Raw genomic sequence first — 18,022 nt, 5'->3', positions numbered from 1 at the left:
GTGCGGTGCGCCCGACCGGCAGGCCCACCGATGGTGGTGGCACCACCCCGATCGACAGACACTCCCTCTCGCCGGAATCGCCCGCCACACTGGCGGCATGTTCCACACAGCGGCGAACATCCCGGCTGCCAGGGCGGCGGGTACGGCGGAGAGCATCCCGGCGAAGAACGAATCGACCCGGCTGCGCCTGTTCTGCTTCCATCACGCGGGCGGCAGCGCCTGGTCCTTCTCGGGCTGGGGGCAATGGCTCGGCCGCGGGGTGGAGGTGGTGCCGGTGTCCATGCCCCCCAGGTCGGTGCCCGCGGCCGGCGTCCCCGGTGCCGTCAGCACGATGGACGGCCTCGTACGCGAGGTGACAAGGCAGCTGACCCCCTTCCTCGACGAGCCCTACGCCTTCTACGGACACAGCATGGGAGCGCTGGTCTCCTACGGCGTGGCACAGCGGCACATCGCCGCGGGACGGCGCCCGCCCGCCTGTTTCGTGGCCGGGGCCCACCGCGCGCCGCATGTCCAGGCTGCGCCCGACCTGACCGTAGGGCTATCGGATCGAGCGTCCCTAGAGCTGCTGTTGGGTCTGGGTGGAGCCGGTCGGCTGCTGCGGGAGAACCCCGTCCGCATGAGCACCGTCGTGCAACGGCTCCGCGAGGACCTGCGGGTATGCGGCACCTACCGGCATCCGGAGGCCGGCCACCGGCCGCTGCCCTGCCCGGTCCACGTACTGCTGGGCAGCCGTGACCCACTGGTGCCCGCGGCGGACGCCGAGGCGTGGCGAGCGCACGCGGGCGGGCCGTTCTCGTTCCGCACCCTCCCGGGGGGCCACTTCTTCAACCGGGAGCACAAGGACCTGTTCTTCGCCGAGTTGGGGCGCATCCTCGGGGCGGTCGAAAACTGAAACCGTGTGATTCCCGCCGCTGACACCGCGTGGGGGTGTGACCTACCTTCGGGCGGTATGGACGCCATGCCGTTAGGGACCGACCGCAACGACCGCAACGACCGTACGAAGAAGAAGCGCACCGAGCTGGCGCACTTCCTGCGGAGCCGCCGAGCGGCACTCTCCCCCCAGGACGTCGGACTGGCGACGGCCCCCCGGCGCGCCCGGGTCGGGCTCCGCCGTGAGGAGGTCGCGGTCCTGGCCGGGGTGAGCGCGTCGTGGTACGCCTGGCTGGAACAGGGCCGCCCCATCAAGGTCTCCGACGGGATACTCGACGCGATCAGCCGGGCCCTGCGCTTCAGCGAACGCGAGCGGGTGCACCTGTACCGGCTCGCGGACGCCAACCCCCCGCTGCCGCTCTCGGCTCCCGACCTCCCGGATTCCGGACTCTTCCAGCGGATGGTGGACACCCAGCTGTTGGGGCCCTCCTGCGTCATCGACCGGTACTGGCAGGTCCTCGCGGTCAACGAACCGGCCGCCGAGGCGCTTCGCCTGGGCCGCGACGGCAACGACAACTTCCTGACCAGCCTGTTCGCCGGATCCCACGGCGAGCGGTATCTCAACCGGCCGCAGCTGGCCCGCCGGATGACGGCCCGGTTCCGCCTGCAGTCCTCGTACGGGGCCGACGATCCGCGGTACGAGGAGATCGCGGACGAACTGGCGCAGAGCGACCCGCGGTTCGCCGAGCTGTGGGAGCGCCACGAGGTCGAGGAGTTCGTGCCGACGACGGTGGAGGTGGACCACCCCCACGAGGGCCGCGTCTCCTTCGTGCTCTTCACCATGGACCTGGACGAAGCCGCCGGCACCCGCCTCCTGGTGTACCTCCCGCCGGGCGCCGCCGGGCCCGTGTCGGCCTGGTCGTAGGGGACGGACGCGAGGGTGGTGGTCCCACCACCACCGGCGGCACGGTCTGGATGGGTTCCGGCCGCCGCCGCAGAATCGTCGGGTGGCCTGCCCCCGCGCGGAGAGCGGCCCGTTCCACCGTGCCCGGTAGCGGCGTCCCGCACCGGCGACTATGGAGGCCTCCCTTGACTCATGCGACTGATGCCGTTGATGCCACTGATGCGTTGGGCCACGGCCGGACAGCGGTCCTCACCGGGCTCGGGACGTTCGTCCCGCCCCGCGTCGTGACCAACGAGGAGCTGTCCCGGACCATGGACACCTCGGACGAGTGGATCCGCACCCGTACGGGCATCACCCAGCGGCACTGGGCCGACCCGGGGACCGCCACCGGCGACCTCGCCGTGGCGGCGGGCGAGCGGGCGCTGAAGTCGGCCGGCTCCGCTGACGTCGACCTGGTGGTGCTCGCCACGACCACTCCGGACCACCCGTGCCCGGCGACGGCTCCCGAAGTCGCCTCCCGGCTGGGCCTGGAGGGTGTGCCCGCGTACGACGTGGCCGCGGTGTGCAGCGGCTTCGTCTACGGCCTCGCCTCCGCCGCGGGCGCCATCGCCGCCGGCATCGCGGAGCGCGTCCTGGTCATCGGCGCGGAGACGTACTCGACGATCCTCGACCCGCAGGACCGCACCACGTCGGTCATCTTCGGTGACGGCGCCGGAGCGGTGGTGCTGCGGGCCGGTGACCCCACCGAGCCCGGTGCGCTGCTGGGGTACGACCTGGGCAGCGACGGCTCGCTGAAGGACCTGATCATCGTCCCGGGCGGCGGTTCGCGGCAGCGCTCGGCGGCGGCCGCGGCCGACGGGCCCGAACCGGATCCTGCCGACGCGTACTTCACCATGCAGGGCAAGTCTGTCTTCCGGCACGCCGTGACCCGTATGGCGGCCTCCTCCCAGGCCATGCTCGACCGCGCCGGATGGGCGGCGGATTCGGTGGACTGGTTCGTGGGCCACCAGGCGAACGTACGGATCCTGCACGCCGTGGCCGACCAGCTGGGGATGGCGCGGGAGCGGACGGTCGTCAACCTCGACCGCGTCGGCAACACCTCGGCCGCCTCCATCCCGCTGGCCCTCGCCGACGCCGTCGCCGGGGGCCAGGTCACACCGGGCGACCGCGTGCTGATGAGCGCTTTCGGCGGCGGCGTGACCTGGGGCTCGACGGCCCTGGTCTGGCCCGACATCACCGCGTACTGACACGACCAACCCCCAGAGTCGGGGGGGGGGGGGGGGGGGGGGGGGGGGGCGGCGGCCGGGCCCGCCCCCCCCCCCCCGGCCCGCCCCCCCCCCCCCCCGCGCCCCCCCCCCCCCCCACGCCGTACGTACGAAGAACGCAAAGCGAGGAGTACCCCATGAACATCGGCATCCTGGGCGCGGGCAACATCGGCCGCCCGCTCGGCCGGCACTGGGTGGCGGCCGGGCACCGCGTGACGTTCGGCTCCCGGGACCCGGGCCGGCTCGCGCCCTTCGTCGAACCGCTGGGCGAGCGGGCGCGGGCCGCGACGTACGCCGATGCGGCCCGGGCGAGCGATGTCGTCCTGCTGTCCGTCCCGCACCCGGCCCTCGACGACCTCCTGGAGCAACTGGCGGGCCCGTTGGCCGGAAAGACCGTGATCGACGCCACCAGCCCGATCGGCGTCTCGGAGGACGGACTGTTCGTCTCGGTGCTCGGACCGGGCACCACCCGGGGGAGCCGGACCGCCGAGCGGCTGCCCGACAGCCCGCTCGCCCGTGCGTTCTGCCACTTCCCGGACGAGCTGCTGTGGTCGCGCGGCACCGGACAGCGGCACTTCTGGGGCATGGGCACCGCTTCCGACGACCCCGCGGCCCGGGAGGTCACGGAAACCCTGGTGCGCGACGCCGGTTTCGTACCGGTCCACGTCGGCGGGCTGGTGGAGTCGGCCGCCCTGGATCCCGGCGGCGCGCTCTTCGGCCTCGCCTCCACGGCCGCGGGCCTGCGCGCCGCGGCCGGCCTCTGACGTACGACGGGAACCGCCTGCCCCGTCCGGCCGGAGCCGGACGGGGCAGGCGGTCCCGTTTCCCACGGACCCGTCCTACGTACCCGCGCTCACGCGGTGGGGGAGGAGCCGACCCGCTCGCCCGCGCCGCGGACCGCGAGGGGCCGGGGCTCGGCGGCGGGAAGGGCGGCCGCCACGAGCTTCTTCTTCGGGTTCGACCAGCGCCGCGTGATCGGCCGCTCGACCAGGGTGTGCAGCGCCCACGAGGCCAGGATCGCGACGCCCATGGCCAGCGCCATCAGCCCGACGGCCGCCGGATTCGAGTACGAGTGGCTGCCGAGCAGCTTCCACACCGCGACCATCACCGTGTAGTGCACCAGGTAGAAGGCGAACGAGATGTCGCCGAGCCAGACCATCACGCGGTTGCGGAAGAGCGTGAACCTGCCCTCGTCGTCCGCGATGGCGCCGGCCGCGATGAGGAGGGCGGCGGGGACGACGCAGACCGCGCGCGTCGCGTAGATGGGCGGAACGAAGTAGCCCAGGGCGAATGCGGCGGTGAGCAGGACGCCGGACCAGACCATGCCGATGTTGCGCCAGCGTCCCGCCATCACCGAACGGGCCACGAGGATGCCGAGGGCGAAGTCCAGTACCCGGGGCAGCGGCAGGATGTAGGAGAAGAAGTACTGGTTGATCGAGGTGTCGGGCTCGGTGGGCATCATCGCCCCGGCCGGGACCAGCAGCGTGGAGAGCAGCGGCGTCGCGACGATTCCGGCGACCACGCCCACGACCCAGAGGTTCAGCCGGTGGGCCGGGATCTTCTTGATCCAGTGGAGCAGGACGGGGAAGAGGAGGTAGAAGACCGCCTCGACGCCCAGGGACCAACCGGCCGGGTTCACCCCGAAGTTGATCGCGAAGTCCGGGTACCAGACCTGGACCATGAACAGGTTGAGCAGGCCGATCGTCATGTCCGTGATGGGCGCCGCGAACACCAGCATGGCCAGTGCCCAGACGACCACGTAGTTCGGGACGATCTTGAGGAAGCGGCGCCGCCAGAAGCGCGGCGCGGTATCGGTGTCTCGGGCCGACCAGGTCAGTACGAAGCCGCTGAGCGCGAAGAAGAACGTGACGCCGACGGCGCCGACGTGGGCCACGGCGTCGTAGTACGTCGTGACGGCCGAGCTGCTGCTCAGCCAGGGGACGCCCAGGAAGCCCAGGAGTGCCGCGTGGTAGAGGAACACCACGAAGGCGGCGGGAAAGCGTAACCCGGTCAGCGTGTCGAGGCGGGTCACCCGGGTACGCATTCTGTCCGTCGACACGTTGCTGCTCCTTCGGAAGAGGGATGCTGGGAAAGACGTTCGGAAAGCTACCCGAGAAACCGCTGAATTGCCGGGGCGTGCTTATCCAGTTGGTGCCACCACCAGGAGCCGGAGGCACTTCCTCCGCAGATGTGCGAGCGGGAGAATTCACCGACGGATCTTTTCTGTATTTCTCGTTTCGCGCATATTCCTCGACCCGGGAGCACCCATGTCCACGAGCGTGACCAGTCAGAGCGGCACGACGCCCTCGGTGGCGAAAGACCCGACCCCGACCCCGACCCTGACCCCGACCCCGACCCCCGCGGCCGCGCCACCGGGCTCGCCCTGGCGGTCCTGGCTGGCCGTGGTCGGACTGGCCCTCGGCGTCTTCTCGTTCGTCACCACGGAGACCCTGCCCATCGGCCTGCTCCCGTCCATCGCCGAGGGCACGAAGGTCTCCCTCGGCTCGGCGGGCTTCCTCGTCACCGGTTTCGCCGTGCTCGCCGCGGTGACCGCCGCACCCCTGACCGCGCTCACCGGCCGCGTGGACCGCAAGTGGCTGCTCGTCGCCCTGATGGTCCTCTACGTCGCCGGCAACTTCATGGCCGCCGCCGTCTCGGGCTACGCGCTGCTCCTGACCGCCCGCCTCGTCGTGGCCCTGGCGCACGGGGTGTTCTGGTCCATCGCCGTGTCGATCGCCGTACGGCTGGTCCCCGAGCGGCACGCCGTCCGCGCGACCTCGGTGGTCCTCGGCGGCATCTCCCTCGCCTCCGTCGCGGGCACCCCGCTCGGCACCGCCGTCGGCCAGTCCGCCGGCTGGCACGCGGCCTTCGTCTGCGTCGGCTTCCTCGGCTTCGTCGTCCTGGCGGCGAGCCTGCTGTTCATGCCCGCCCTGCCCGCCAAGGGCAGCGGCAGCCTGGCCGCGCTCCGGCACGTACTGCGCCATCGCGCGCTGCGCGTCGCGGTCGGCGTCACCGCGCTGATCATGAGCGGCCACTTCCTCGCCTTCACGTACGTGGCCCCGTTCCTGCAGGAGGTGACCGGCGTCCGGCCGTCCCTCGTCGGCGCACTGCTGCTGGTCTTCGGCGCGGCCGGACTGGCGGGGAACTTCGCGGCGGGCGCCGTCGTCGGCCGGGCCCTGCGGACGAGCATCATCGCCTGCACCGGACTACTGGCCGTCGTCATGGGGGTGATGTACGCGGGCGGAGCGAGCGGCCCGCTCGTCATCACCCTGCTGGTGTGCTGGGGCGTGCTCTACGCGGCGCTTCCGGTCGCCCTGCAGACCTGGGTCATGCGGCTCGTCCCCGAGGAGAGCGAGGCCGCCTCGTCGCTGTACGTCGCCGCCTTCAACGGGGCCATCGGCGTGGGTTCGTTCATCGGCGGCCTGATCATCGACTCCAACGGCCCGCGCCTGGCGATGGCCGTGGCCGGCGCCTTCGCGCTCGCCGCGATGCTGATGACCGCTGCTTTCGGCCGGACCGGGGGAGGGGCGCCGAAGCCCGTCCGTTCCTGATCACGACGCGTCCGTACATCCAGACCAGGCCCGTATGAGGGGCCCTTGGGGGCGGCGTGAGGAATTCATGGTGGTCGTATGGCGCACGACCTGTCGTGAGGCTCGGGCGCGCGGCCATACTCGTGAAACCCTCCGCCCGGCTAGAGAGGTGCAACATGCGGTATACGACCGGGGGTGTCCAGACCTTCCATCTCTGGTCGCTGTCCGAGGACGTGATCGTCGATCAGGGGGCCGGCGGCGACGTACTCCTGCTCACCAGCCGCTGGGGCCAGGACCGGCTCGACCGGCCCAGCCCGGCGGTGCGCGAGGTACTGCGGAGGATGGAGCTCGGGCCGGTCCTGCTGGCCAACGCCCTGAGCGAGCCCGAGGAGCAGTGCCCGTTCACCCTGCCGGCGCTCAGCAAGCTGTCGCACCTCGTGGTGCGCACCCTCGGCGTGGACGACCTGAAAGGGCCGCTGCTGTCCGTGGTCCCGCTGTCGTCGGCGGCGTCGTTCGTCCTGATCCGGCCTGCCGGTGAGCGCCGCGTATGCCTGCCCCGGCACGTGGCCTTCACCGTGCCGGAGTCGGGCACCGGATGCGTCCTGGAGTCCGAGCGCTCCCCCCACCGCGTCGTCCTGCACCGGCAGGAGGCGGCGTGGGTGGCGATGACCCTCGCGTGGCCGACCACGCTCACCGCGGTCTCGGCCGCGTTGCCGCTGCCGCCGCAGGTGACCGAGGACATCATCGGCTATCTGGCGGCCGCCGGGCTGGTGACGTCGGTGGACGAGCCCGCGTAGCGGCTGGGCGGTTCGGGCGGCTCAGCGGCTCGGCGGCTCGGCGGCTCAAGGGACGCTGGTGTTCCGGCCGAGTTCCCGTCCAGGCGGTTTCAAGCCACTTCGCCCATAGTGCGGCGCATGCAGCGGGAAAGTCCCGTAACTGACTCGACGGAGTGGCCATCATGCTGGACACGGATACCTTCCGTAAGGTTTTCGGTTCCTTTCCGACCCCTGTCGCGATCGTCACCGCACTCGGCGAGGGCGGCGAACCGACCGGCTTCACGTGCAACGCGTTCTCCGCCGTCTCGGCGGCGCCGCCCCTGCTCCTGCTGTGCGTGGGCAAGGGTTCCCGGACCTTGCCCGCGATCCTCGCCTCCGGGGTGTTCGCCATGAACTTCGTGGCCCACCGGGGCCGGGACAAGGCCCTGACCTTCGCCGGGAAGGCGGCGTGCAAGTTCGACGAAGTGGCCTGGCGCCGCGGACTGGCGGGCGTTCCCGTACTCACCGAGGACGCGGTGGCCTACGCGGGCTGCACGCTCGTGGAGACGGTGGAGGCCGGCGACCACCTGCTGCTCATCGGGCGGATCGACGAGAGCGAGACCTTCGCGGGCGCGGCCGCCCTGTACCAGCAGGGCGAGTTCGGCCGGTGGGAGCCGGACCGCCGGCTGGCCGTCCAGCACTGACGCAACGACGAAGCTCCTGGCGGACACGGTGTCTGCCAGGAGCTTCGTCGTTTGTACGGCGCGGCCGTATCGCCTTGTGGGGGGCGGCGCGGCTGGGGGGTGTCTTACGGATCAGGCCGGGCTCGCGGCGTCCGGACACCCCCTAGGCGGAGAGTGCATGCAGGGTGCAGGAAGGGGCCTGCAGGCCGGTGTCGTTGGCCAGAATGGCCTGGTGCAGCCGCTGGAGCCGCGGCGACGGCTCGACCCCCAGCTCATTGATGAGCGCGTGGCGCAGCGACTGGAAGGCGTCGAGCGCGCGCCAGGGGTGCCCGGCCCGGTACAGGGCGGTCATCAGCTGGGCGGACAGGGTCTCGTGCAGGGGCTGCCGGCTCACGAGCATGCGCAGCTCGCCGATGATCTCCGCGTGCCGGCCGAGGCTGAGGTCGGCTTCGAGGCGCATCTCCAGCGCCCAGTCGCGTTCCTCCTGCATGCCGATGACCTCCGTGCTGAGGACCTCACCGACCGGGACGTCGGTGAGGGCCGGGCCGCGCCACAGGTCCAGCGCGCGGCCGAGCTGCTCGGAGGCCGTCCTGGGGTCGTTCTCGGCCATCGTCCGCCCGCCCGCGCGCACCAGCTGCTGGAACGTCTGCAGATCGAGGGAGAACTCCTCGGGAGCGAGCCGGTAGCCCCCGTAACAGGTCGCCAGTACGTCCTTGGCGCTGCGGCCGGATTGCTGCTGCACGCCGGCCTGTGTGAGTTTCCGGCGCAATTGGAGGATGTAGGTCTGGAGCGTGGTGGCGGCACTGCGGGGAATGGCATTGCCCCACAATTCGGCCATCAGCGTTTCCACTTGTACGACGCGTCCCGCGCGGATGGCGAGCAGCGCGAGGATCTGGCGCGGTTTTCCGGCGGTCGGTGCGATGGACGTGCCGTGCATACGGGCTTCGAGCGGTCCGAGAACTCCGAATTCCATGGACTCAGCATCGCAGCCGCCTTGAGCGGGCGACCAGTGACGAGTGCACGGGCGGACATGAAGTTCTCATATGCGTCCGCCCGCCTGCTGAGGAGCAGGCGGGCGGACGGGAACCGGACGGGAGGGAACCGGGCCGGAGGGCTCAGCCGTTGACGAAGGTGAGCCCGGTCGCGTCGTAACGGGTGCCCGCGATGTCCCCGGGCGGGGCCGCGGCCTCGATCGCGGCGAGGTCCTCGGGCGACAGCTCGACGGCCAGGGCCGCGAGGTTCTCCTCCAGGTAGCGCCGGCGCCGGGTGCCGGGGATCGGCACCACGTCCTCGCCCCGGTGCTGCACCCAGGCGAGCGCGAGCTGGCCGGCCGTGATCCCCTTCGCCGCGGCGAGCTCGTCCAGCTTCGCGACGATCGCCAGGTTCCGCTCGCGGTTTCCGTCGGCGAAGCGCGGGTGCCCGCGCCGTACGTCGGTCTCCGCCAGCTTCTCCACCGAGCCGTACCGGCCGGTCAGGAAGCCCCGCCCGAGCGGCGCGTACGGGACCACGCCCACGCCGAGCTCGCGGCACACCGGGACGATCTCCGCCTCCAGATCGCGGGACCACAGCGACCACTCGCTCTGCAGCGCGGCGATCGGGTGCACCGCGTGCGCCCGCCGGATGGTCTGCGCACCGGCCTCGGACAGGCCGAGGTGGCGTACCTTCCCGGCCCGCACCAGCTCGGCCATCGCGCCGACGGTCTCCTCGATCGGGACCTCCGGATCGACCCGGTGCTGGTAGAAGAGGTCGATGTGGTCGACACCGAGCCGGCGCAGCGACGCCTCGCAGGCCTGCCGTACGTACGCGGCGTCGCCCCGTACGAGGGTGGGCTCGCCGAGCCGGTTGGCGAAGCCGAACTTCGTGGCCAGCACGACCCGGTCGCGGCGCCCGGCGACGGCCCGGCCGATCAGCTCCTCGTTGTGCCCGCTGCCGTAGAAGTCGGCGGTGTCCAGCAGGGTCACCCCGAGGTCCAGGGCGCGGTGCAGGGTCGCGACCGACTCCGCGTCGTCCGTGGCGCCGTAGCCGTGGCTCATGCCCATGCAGCCCAGGCCCTGCGCGGAAACCGCCAGTTCGCCGAGGTGTCGGGTAGGGACGTTGGTCATGCTGCCTCCAAGGCGAACGGGCGGGACGAGAAGAGAACGGCGGCAGGATCGAAGGTCAGGGCGATGTGCGTGGCAATGGAGTTGACGTCCCGCCATGCCCGCTCCAGCGGACTGCGAGTGCTCTGCCCGGACGTACCGGAGGCGGCGAACATCCGATTGACGGCGTTCACCAGAAGCTCGGCGGACAGCGCGTAGTCGCGCACGTTGCGGGCGATCTCCTCTCCGGTGATCCCCGCGCCCCGGTCGGCGACGGACGCGGCCCGCTCCAGCAGCAGCATCGCGGCGTCGATCTCACCGGAGCTGCGGGTCAGGACCGCTTCGTACGTACTGAGGGAGGGCCCGGGACCCCCCACCCGCCCACCGCCGCGCGCGAGCCGCTGGGCGGTGTCGGCGGTCCACAGCTTGAGCGCGCCGCGCGCGGCCCCGAGGGCTGCGGGCGCACACGACAGGCCGTTCACGGCCTGGATCGGCACGGTGCGGCCGTCGGACAGCCGCTGCCGGTCCGCGCTCCGCGACTCGGGAACGAACACGTCATCAACGATGACGGTATTGCTCCCGGTACCCCGCATCCCGGACCCGGTCCAGGTGTCCTTGACGGCGTAGGCGCCCCGAGGCAGTGCGAACAACCGTGCACCGCCCCCGCCGGGCAGGACGGCACACAGCACCACCCAGTCGGCATAGTCGACGCCGCTGATGTAGGCCCAACTCCCGGACAGCTGCCACCCACCCGGGGCCGGCGCGGCCTTGCCCGCGGGCGAGAGCGACCCGACGACGAACGCGTCAGCCCCTCCACCCCAGACATCAGCCTGCCCCTCCTCCGGCAGACAGGCGGCCACCCGAGCCAGACTGGCGGCGACGGAAGCACACCAAGCAGTGGCGGCACACCCCTCGGCGACGACGGCCACGGCGCGGGCGAACTCACCGAAGCCGCCCTCCACCCCACCGAACCCGACGGGCACGAAGTGCCGGGCGAACCCGCTCTCCAACATCCGCGCCACCACATCGGGGGTCAGCCGCCGCCGCTCCTCCGCGTCGGCGGCCCGCCGCCGCCCCAACTCGCCCAACCCCCCGGCCCGCTCAACAAGCCCGGTCCCCGTAACCATCCTGCCTCCTCAAAAGCCACCGATGAGCGGCCGGACCATCCCACACCCCCCTCAACCCCCACTCGCACCCCCCTAGAGCCGCGTCAGACCTTGATGAGAGTGACCCGGCCGCCGCGCAGTGCGGTGAGGTCTTCCGGGTCGGAGGTGGGCACGGTGCCGGGGTGTGCCCGGCGCCGAGCCGGGCACGGCGCTGGTGGCGGTGTCCCGTTGTGGTGTTGAGGCCGGTCTGCCTCTTGCGGCGCACTGGGGTCCGGAAGACCTTGTTCGTGCCTGGCGGTAGCCAGGGAAACCGCCAGGGTGGTCATGGTGATGCACCTGCCCCGGGCGCCCGAGGGCAGGAGACATCGACCGTCCTCCGGGAACCTTCCGGGCATCGAAGCCCATATGCGCGGCGGCGAGGTGACGGGCCCGGAGGCGGGAGCCCGCGCCGGCGCTGGCCACGGCGGTCTGGGGGGACGCGGCCGGTTCACCCCCGCGGGGTGACCGGACGGCGCTAGCCTGGCCGGGTGAATGCGCGCACCGACCTCGCGAAATGGCTGGGAACCCTGGACCCTGAGCGGCTGACCGCATTGCTGGAGGAGCGGGATCTGCCGCTCGCCGCCGAGTACCGACGGATCACCACCCTCCGCGAGCTCGCCGAACACCTGCTCACCGACGCGTCTGTGGGCCAGGGCCTGATGGCGGGCACCGCCGGAGAACTGGAATTGCTCGCTTCCATCGCCGCCCTCGCCCTGGAGCGGCACGGCCCCGTGGCCGGTGGCGAGGCCGAGGACGGGCCCCGGTATCCCTGGCAACAGCGGAAGCCCGTTGGCACGGTGGAGCCCGCGGACCGACTGGTGCCCGAGCGGGACGTACTGGCCTGGTTCGAGCCGGGGGAGAAGCGGCGGCGGGCGGAGCACACGCTCGCCCGACTGCGGGAGCGCGCGCTGTTGATCCCCGCGCCCAAGGGGAAACTGGCGCTGCCGCCGCTGTTGCATGTCCGGGCCACTGGGTTCGACGGCTTCGGGCACACCGCCACCCGGCTGCTGACCGCCGCCTACAACGCCCCCGAGGTCAAACGGATCGCCGCAAACCTCTTCGGCGAGGGCGCGGCGCGTACCCGCGACCAGGCCCAGGAGCTGATCATCGCTCTGCTCGCCGATCCCGCCCGGGTCCGGGCACTGGTGGCGGACGCCCCGGTCCGGGCGCTGGAGCTGCTGGACCGCCTGGTACCCGGCCCGCCGCTGCTGCGAACCCACTGCTTCGTCGGCCGGTACGGGGAGCAGTACGCGAGCCCGGACGCCAAGTACGCCTTCCGGGAGGGCGGCAGCGGCGACGAGGGCACCGACTGGCTGGCCGTGCGCGGACTGCTGGTCCCCGTCGGTCTCGACCTGGTGGAGCTTCCGTACGAGGTCGCCCGTGCGCTCCGCGATGGGGGCGCGGCCCCCAGTCCCCGGCTGGAACCAGAGCCGTTCACCGCCGCCGCGCCGCTGCCGTCCGGCTGGGAGGGTGAGGGTGGTACGGCCGCCGCGGCGGCCGCCTGGCGGGCCGAACTGGTACTGCGGGCGCTGGCCGCCGAGCCGGTCGCGATTCGCAAGGCGGGCGGGATCGCCGTACGGGACACCCGGCGGCTGGCCAAGGCGGCCGGGGCCGATGAGGCGGACACCCGGCTGTGGCTGGACCTCGCGGTGAACGCCGGCCTGGCCGCGCCTCAGGACGACGAACCGGCCCCCGCTCCCCGGGGCCGCCGGAACTCCAAGGGCCCCAAGCCCTCCGCCCGGCTGCTGCCGAGCGACCGCTATGACGCTTGGGCCGCCGCCCCCGCGGCGGGCAAGCTGCTGCCGCTGCTGGCCGCCTGGGCTGCGGTCCCCGCAGTTCTCAGCCACTGGCCGGACCCCGACGAGACCCCGGTCGCGCTCGTCAGCCCGCAGGACGAGGACGCCGTGACCCTGCGCACCGGAATCCTACGAGCGCTCGCAGTCCTCCCCGACGGACACGGGTTGACCGGGGACGCGCTGGGATACACCGAACTGCTTTCCCTGGCCGCGTGGTTCCAGCCCGCCCTGCGCGGCCACCTGGCCGCGGACGGCGCCGGGGAGCTGACCGGCCTGGACGGAGTGCTCGACCGCCTGGAGGCCACCCTGGCGGAGGCGGCCCTGCTCGGCGTGGTCGCTCACGGCGCGCTCACCCCCGCCGGGCGGGCCCTGTGCCGTCTGCTGGAGGCGGGGGCCGCCCACCACTACCCGGCAGTGCCCGGCGCGGGCACGGACCCGTCCGCCCGCGGCTCCGAGGGCCTGGGCGAGGACCTGTCCCTGCGCCCTGCCCTGGCGAAGGCGGTGACCACCCTCCGCGAGGACCTGTACGCAGCGCTGCCCGAGCCCAGCGAAACGGCCCGGTTCCAGAGCGACCTGACCGCCACCGTCACCGGCGCGCCCGCACCCGCCCTGGCCGACCTGCTCTCCGCCGTCGGCGACATCGAGTCCGAAGGGCACGCCGTGGTCTGGCGGATCACTGCGACCTCCGTACGCCGGGCCCTGGACGCGGGCTGGAGCGCCGACGAACTCCTCAACGGCCTCACGGCGGCAAGCGAGCGCGGCACCCCTCTGCCCCAGCCGCTCGCCTACACGATCAAGGACACCGCCCGCACCCACGGACAGCTCAAGGTCGTCCGCTCCGCCTGCTGCATCCGCTCGGACGACACCGGACTGATTGCCGAGGTGGCCCAGGCCCGCGGCCTGACCAAACTCCGCCTGCGTCGGATCGCCCCGACGGTCCTGATCTCCACAGCCCCGCCGGAGGAGACGCTGTCAGCCCTCCGCATGGCCGGCTACGCCCCCACCCAGGAAGCCGAAACGGGCACCACCGTCCTGGACCGCGCCCCCACCGACCGCGCCCCGAACCTCCTGCCGACCCTGGACCAGGCCCACCCCCTGTACGGCGCACCGGCCCACGGTGTCCCGGCGAGCGCCCGTGCGCTGGCCGCGGCGCTCACCGCGGCCGGGTAAGGGTGGAGGTGCCCCGAAGCCGGAGCGTCCTGCTGGTGCCCTGGCCCCCGACCCGGCACCGTCAGTAAGGCGTGTGAGCCTCCCCCTGAACCTCAGCACCGTCCGACGAGCTGTCTACGCGATCGCGCTCGCGGGCCTGTTCACCTGGGCCGGTGCACCCGGCGAGTTCGTCTCCCCGATTCTCTTCGGACTCAGCGGTGCCATCGCTGTACTGCTGCCCAGGGCGCGCTGGATGGCCTGAGATACCGGTAGATCGAGCACTCCTCCCGAGGCCGAACGGACCGGTCCCCACCTGGCGGCGGCTGTGCTGGCTAGGCTCGTCGATCCGACGATCTGCTGCGCGAGTACGAGTGATCGCGAGTGAGTGGCGATACGCTGCGAGGCCCCTGGAGCTGTCCGGGGGCCTTCGCTGTTTCCCGGGTTGACCTGCGGCGATCGGTCAAGATCCTGTCCACGAATAGTCCACGGGGTCTGACATACGGGTGCGCAGGGCGGCAGTTGGCCGCACATACGCGAAGACCCCGTCTCAGCTGAGGCGCTGATGGCGGGGTCTTTGGGCACTTCCTGCGAAGTGCCCCCGGCAGGATTCGAACCTGCGCACACGGCTCCGGAGGCCGTTGCTCTATCCCCTGAGCTACGGGGGCGTGTCGTTCGCGTTGCGGCGACGGGTTGAACACTACCAGCTTCCGTGGGGTGATCAGGAACGGATTACGGGCCCGGAGGACGTGGGTCGCTCGGAGGGGGTGGAAGTGGCAAAAACCCGGACGCGGGGGCTTAGGCGGACCTACTCTCGAGTTGTGCCAGGCGCCTCGGGCCGGGTGCTTGTTGTCGACGACAACAAGGTCATCCGGCAGCTGATCAAGGTCAATCTCGAGCTGGAGGGCTTCGAGGTCGTGACCGCGAACGATGGTGCCGAGTGCCTGGACATCGTGCATAGCGTGTGTCCCGATGTGATCACCCTTGATGTGGTCATGCCCCGGCTGGACGGGTTCGGGACCGCGGCGCAGCTGCGTGCCGATCCGCGGACGCGGGATCTGCCCCTCGCCATCGTGAGCGCCTGTACGCAGTACGAGGTCGAGGCCGGGATCGAGGCCGGGGTGGATGCGTTCCTCGCCAAGCCCTTCGAGCCCGCCGAGCTCGTACGGGTCGTACGCCGGCTCGTCGAGAGCAAGGACCGGCGCGAGCGGAAGGGCGCGCCGGCCGGGCGGGGGAGAGGGTAGCGCCGGCCACGCGCCGGTCACCTGTTCACATGGCGAAACCGTTCGCGGGATGGGAGGGCTTCTCCCCTAGGCTGGTCCCGTGACCCCCGCCGACCTCTCCAGCACCGTCGCACGCGCCGTGCGCCGCGCCGTCGAGGACGGGGAGCTGCCGGCCGAGACGGGTGTGCCCGAGCGGGTCGTCATCGAGCGGACCCGGCCCGGAGGAGTGGGGGACTACGCCACCCCCGTCGCCTTTCACGTCGCCAAGACTGTGGGAAGTGCTCCCCGTCACGTCGCCGACGTGCTCGCTCGGCGGTTGGGCGGGGTGGCCGGCATCGAGCGCGTCGAGGTCACCGGCGCCGGGTTCCTGAACTTCACCCTCGCCCCCCGCAGCGCCGCCGGGCTCGTCCGTGAAGTGCTGCTGCGCGGACCGCGCTACGGGTACGCGGACGACGCCGTCGAAGCCGAGCCCTTCTGCTGGGCCCCCACCGCCGGGTTCCGCCAGCGCGCGGTCCACGAGGCAGTCGTACGCATCCTGCGCAGCCAGGGTCGGGAAGACGGCGGCGCGCTGCCCGGCGTCGCCCCCGTCGCGCGCCGCGACGGAGACGTGGCCGCCACCTACGGGCGGGACGCCGCTACATGGGCCGTGCTCGCCGTTCCGGCCCGCGAGACCCCCCAGTTCGGGGCCGGACTCCTGGTTCAGGACGAGTCCAGCGAGTTCTTCCTCGTGCGGTACGCCCACGCCCGCGCCAAGGCCCTCGGCCGCGCCGCCGCCCGCCTCGGCTTCGGCGCCGAGCCCGCCGAGCCCGCCGAGCCCGCCGAGGCCGAGGCGCCCGCACTGCTGCGGCTGCTCGCCGAGCACCCGCTCGTCCTGGAGGCCGCCGCGCACCACCGGGCCCCCGAGCGCCTCACCCGTCAGCTCGTCGCCGTCGCCGACGAGCTGCTCGATTTTCAGCACTGTGTCCTGCCCAAGGGGGACGAGAAACCCTCGGCCGCCCACCGCGCCCGGCTGGCCCTTGCCGAAGCCGCCGGGACGGTGCTGGCCGGCGGCCTGGCCCTTCTCGGCATAGACGCACCTGACTGCCTGTGATCTGCGAAGAGAGATACCGATGAGCCGTTCCGCGCACCCCGCCGGGCCCCGCCACGCCGACGTCCTGCCCGAGGGGCACTACTCCCCGCCGCCCGCCGACCTCAACGCGCTCGACGAGAAGGTCTGGGCCCGGACCGTGCGCCGGAACGACGAGGGGGAAGTGACCGTGGGCGGGGTGGCCGTCAGTACCCTCGCCGAGGAGTTCGGGACGCCCGCCTACTTCCTCGACGAAGAGGACTTCCGGGCCCGGTGCCGGGCCTGGGCGCACGCCTTCGGGCCCGATGCCGACGTGTTCTACGCGGGCAAGGCGTTCCTCTCCAAGGCCGTCGTGAAGTGGCTCAAGGAGGAAGGGCTCAACCTCGACGTCTGCTCCGGCGGCGAGCTGGCCACCGCCCTCGCCGCCGGCATGCCCGCCGAGCGGATCGCCTTCCACGGGAACAACAAGTCCGTGGCCGAGATCACCCGGGCCGTCACCGCCGGCGTCGGCCGGATCGTGCTCGACTCCTTCCAGGAGATCGCCCGCGTCGCGCACATCGCCCGTGAGCTGGGCGTACGCCAGCCCGTCCAGATCCGCGTGACCGTCGGCGTCGAAGCCCACACGCACGAGTTCATCGCCACCGCGCACGAGGACCAGAAGTTCGGCATCGCCGTCGCCGACGGCTCCGCCGCCGAGGCCGTACGGCGCGCCCTCGGACACGACAGCCTCGACCTGCTCGGCGTCCACTCCCACATCGGTTCGCAGATCTTCGACATGGCCGGCTTCGAGGTCTCCGCCAAGCGCGTCGTGCAGCTGCTGGCCGCCGTACGGGACGAGCACGGCGTCGAGCTGCCCGAGATCGACCTCGGCGGCGGGCTCGGCATCGCGTACACCTCCTCCGACGACCCGCGCGAGCCCCACGAGATCGCCAAGGCCCTGCACGAGATCGTCGCCCGCGAGTGCGAGTCCGCCGGCCTGCGTGCGCCCCGCATCTCCGTCGAGCCCGGCCGTGCCATCGTCGGCCCCACCGCCTTCACCCTCTACGAGGTCGGCACGATCAAGCCGCTCGAGGGGCTGCGTACGTACGTCTCCGTCGACGGCGGCATGTCCGACAACATCCGCACCGCCCTCTACGACGCCGAATACGCCGTCACCCTCGTCTCCCGCGTCTCCGACGCCGAGCCCATGCTCGTCCGCGTCGTCGGCAAGCACTGCGAGAGCGGTGACATCGTCGTGAAGGACGCCTTCCTGCCGGCCGACCTGGCCCCGGGAGACCTCCTCGCCGTACCCGCCACCGGGGCGTACTGCCGCTCCATGGCCAGCAACTACAACCACGCGCTGCGCCCGCCCGTGGTCGCGGTGCGCGACGGGCAGGCCCGGGTGATCGTCCGGCGCGAGACGGAGGAAGATCTCCTGCGTCTCGACCTCGGATGATCCGGTTATTTCTGGGAGAAGCCCCCATACCCCCAAAATAGGTGTCTCACTCAATGGACCGAGGATGGAAAGTGCTGTCCATTGAGTGAGACTGGTTGAGACCCGGCGCGCAATACCGCACGCCGG

The 18,022-nt window shown here is 72.1% G+C and carries 16 protein-coding genes and 1 tRNA gene; 12 read left to right on the top strand and 5 right to left on the bottom strand.

Annotated elements, in window-relative coordinates:
* Positions 1–97 precede the first annotated feature (97 nt).
* The 4 genes from ACIQU4_RS01820 to ACIQU4_RS01805 all read left to right on the top strand — a co-directional run bounded on the left by ACIQU4_RS01820 (position 98) and on the right by ACIQU4_RS01805 (position 3,803).
* Entirely contained in the window at positions 98–892 is a 795-nt protein-coding gene (locus tag ACIQU4_RS01820; RefSeq protein ID WP_403724522.1) for a thioesterase II family protein, read from the top strand.
* 57 nt (positions 893–949) lie between these two features.
* Positions 950–1,795: a helix-turn-helix transcriptional regulator gene (locus tag ACIQU4_RS01815; protein ID WP_403724519.1), complete on the top strand. Its 846-nt coding sequence runs from the start codon at positions 950–952 to the stop codon at positions 1,793–1,795.
* A 164-nt stretch (positions 1,796–1,959) separates the two neighbouring features.
* Entirely contained in the window at positions 1,960–3,021 is a 1,062-nt protein-coding gene (locus ACIQU4_RS01810; protein ID WP_403724516.1) for a beta-ketoacyl-ACP synthase III, read from the top strand.
* Between the two features lie 155 nt (positions 3,022–3,176).
* Positions 3,177–3,803: an NADPH-dependent F420 reductase gene (locus ACIQU4_RS01805; protein WP_403724513.1), complete on the top strand. Its 627-nt coding sequence runs from the start codon at positions 3,177–3,179 to the stop codon at positions 3,801–3,803.
* Between the two features lie 89 nt (positions 3,804–3,892).
* Here the strand turns inward: ACIQU4_RS01805 and ACIQU4_RS01800 are convergent, their stop codons facing one another.
* On the bottom strand, positions 3,893–5,098 hold the full coding sequence (locus ACIQU4_RS01800) for an acyltransferase family protein (protein WP_403724510.1): 1,206 nt from the start codon (positions 5,096–5,098) through the stop codon (positions 3,893–3,895).
* A 208-nt stretch (positions 5,099–5,306) separates the two neighbouring features.
* On the opposite strand from ACIQU4_RS01800, the gene ACIQU4_RS01795 reads away from it, so the two are divergent.
* The 3 genes from ACIQU4_RS01795 to ACIQU4_RS01785 all read left to right on the top strand — a co-directional run bounded on the left by ACIQU4_RS01795 (position 5,307) and on the right by ACIQU4_RS01785 (position 8,028).
* The gene (locus ACIQU4_RS01795) at positions 5,307–6,590 is read left to right on the top strand and encodes an MFS transporter (protein WP_403724507.1); all 1,284 of its coding nucleotides are present in this window, start codon (positions 5,307–5,309) and stop codon (positions 6,588–6,590) included.
* Between the two features lie 155 nt (positions 6,591–6,745).
* Positions 6,746–7,366, top strand: a complete 621-nt coding sequence (locus ACIQU4_RS01790) for an NADH oxidase (protein WP_403724505.1) — start codon at positions 6,746–6,748, stop codon at positions 7,364–7,366.
* Positions 7,367–7,527: 161 nt separating this feature from the next.
* Entirely contained in the window at positions 7,528–8,028 is a 501-nt protein-coding gene (locus ACIQU4_RS01785) for a flavin reductase family protein (protein WP_403724503.1), read from the top strand.
* 142 nt (positions 8,029–8,170) lie between these two features.
* Here the strand turns inward: ACIQU4_RS01785 and ACIQU4_RS01780 are convergent, their stop codons facing one another.
* The 3 genes from ACIQU4_RS01780 to ACIQU4_RS01770 form a co-directional block, all read right to left on the bottom strand.
* Positions 8,171–8,980 (bottom strand): BTAD domain-containing putative transcriptional regulator, encoded by an 810-nt coding sequence (locus ACIQU4_RS01780; protein WP_403724501.1) that lies wholly within the window; start codon positions 8,978–8,980, stop codon positions 8,171–8,173.
* 142 nt (positions 8,981–9,122) lie between these two features.
* A complete protein-coding gene (locus ACIQU4_RS01775) occupies positions 9,123–10,109 on the bottom strand; it encodes an aldo/keto reductase (protein WP_403724498.1) in 987 nt (328 codons plus the stop codon).
* Entirely contained in the window at positions 10,106–11,212 is a 1,107-nt protein-coding gene (locus ACIQU4_RS01770; protein WP_403724496.1) for an acyl-CoA dehydrogenase family protein, read from the bottom strand. Before ACIQU4_RS01770 ends, ACIQU4_RS01775 begins: the two co-directional genes overlap by 4 nt.
* Positions 11,213–11,718: 506 nt before the next feature.
* Here ACIQU4_RS01770 and ACIQU4_RS01765 point away from each other — a divergent pair.
* Both ACIQU4_RS01765 and ACIQU4_RS01760 read left to right on the top strand, forming a co-directional pair.
* Positions 11,719–14,196, top strand: a complete 2,478-nt coding sequence (locus ACIQU4_RS01765; RefSeq protein ID WP_403724494.1) for a helicase-associated domain-containing protein — start codon at positions 11,719–11,721, stop codon at positions 14,194–14,196.
* Between the two features lie 73 nt (positions 14,197–14,269).
* On the top strand, positions 14,270–14,437 hold the full coding sequence (locus ACIQU4_RS01760; RefSeq protein WP_403724492.1) for a hypothetical protein: 168 nt from the start codon (positions 14,270–14,272) through the stop codon (positions 14,435–14,437).
* Between the two features lie 331 nt (positions 14,438–14,768).
* On the opposite strand, the gene ACIQU4_RS01755 is transcribed toward ACIQU4_RS01760, so the two are convergent.
* Positions 14,769–14,840 (bottom strand) — tRNA-Arg (locus ACIQU4_RS01755).
* Between the two features lie 105 nt (positions 14,841–14,945).
* Here ACIQU4_RS01755 and ACIQU4_RS01750 point away from each other — a divergent pair.
* The 3 genes from ACIQU4_RS01750 (at position 14,946) to lysA (ending at position 17,896) form a co-directional block, all read left to right on the top strand.
* Positions 14,946–15,416, top strand: coding sequence for a response regulator (locus ACIQU4_RS01750; protein ID WP_403725921.1), 471 nt, complete (start codon positions 14,946–14,948; stop codon positions 15,414–15,416).
* Positions 15,417–15,495: 79 nt separating this feature from the next.
* Positions 15,496–16,485, top strand: coding sequence for an ArgS-related anticodon-binding protein NrtL (gene nrtL, locus ACIQU4_RS01745; RefSeq protein ID WP_403724490.1), 990 nt, complete (start codon positions 15,496–15,498; stop codon positions 16,483–16,485).
* A 19-nt stretch (positions 16,486–16,504) separates the two neighbouring features.
* A complete protein-coding gene (gene lysA, locus ACIQU4_RS01740) occupies positions 16,505–17,896 on the top strand; it encodes a diaminopimelate decarboxylase (RefSeq protein ID WP_403724488.1) in 1,392 nt (463 codons plus the stop codon).
* The last annotated feature ends 126 nt before the right edge of the window (positions 17,897–18,022 follow it).

The sequence above is a fragment of the Streptomyces sp. NPDC090741 genome, from assembly GCF_044769045.1.
Lineage (GTDB): Bacteria > Actinomycetota > Actinomycetes > Streptomycetales > Streptomycetaceae > Streptomyces.
The sequence above is the reverse complement of the archived record's forward strand: the minus strand, read 5'-3'. Positions and strand labels throughout refer to the sequence as shown.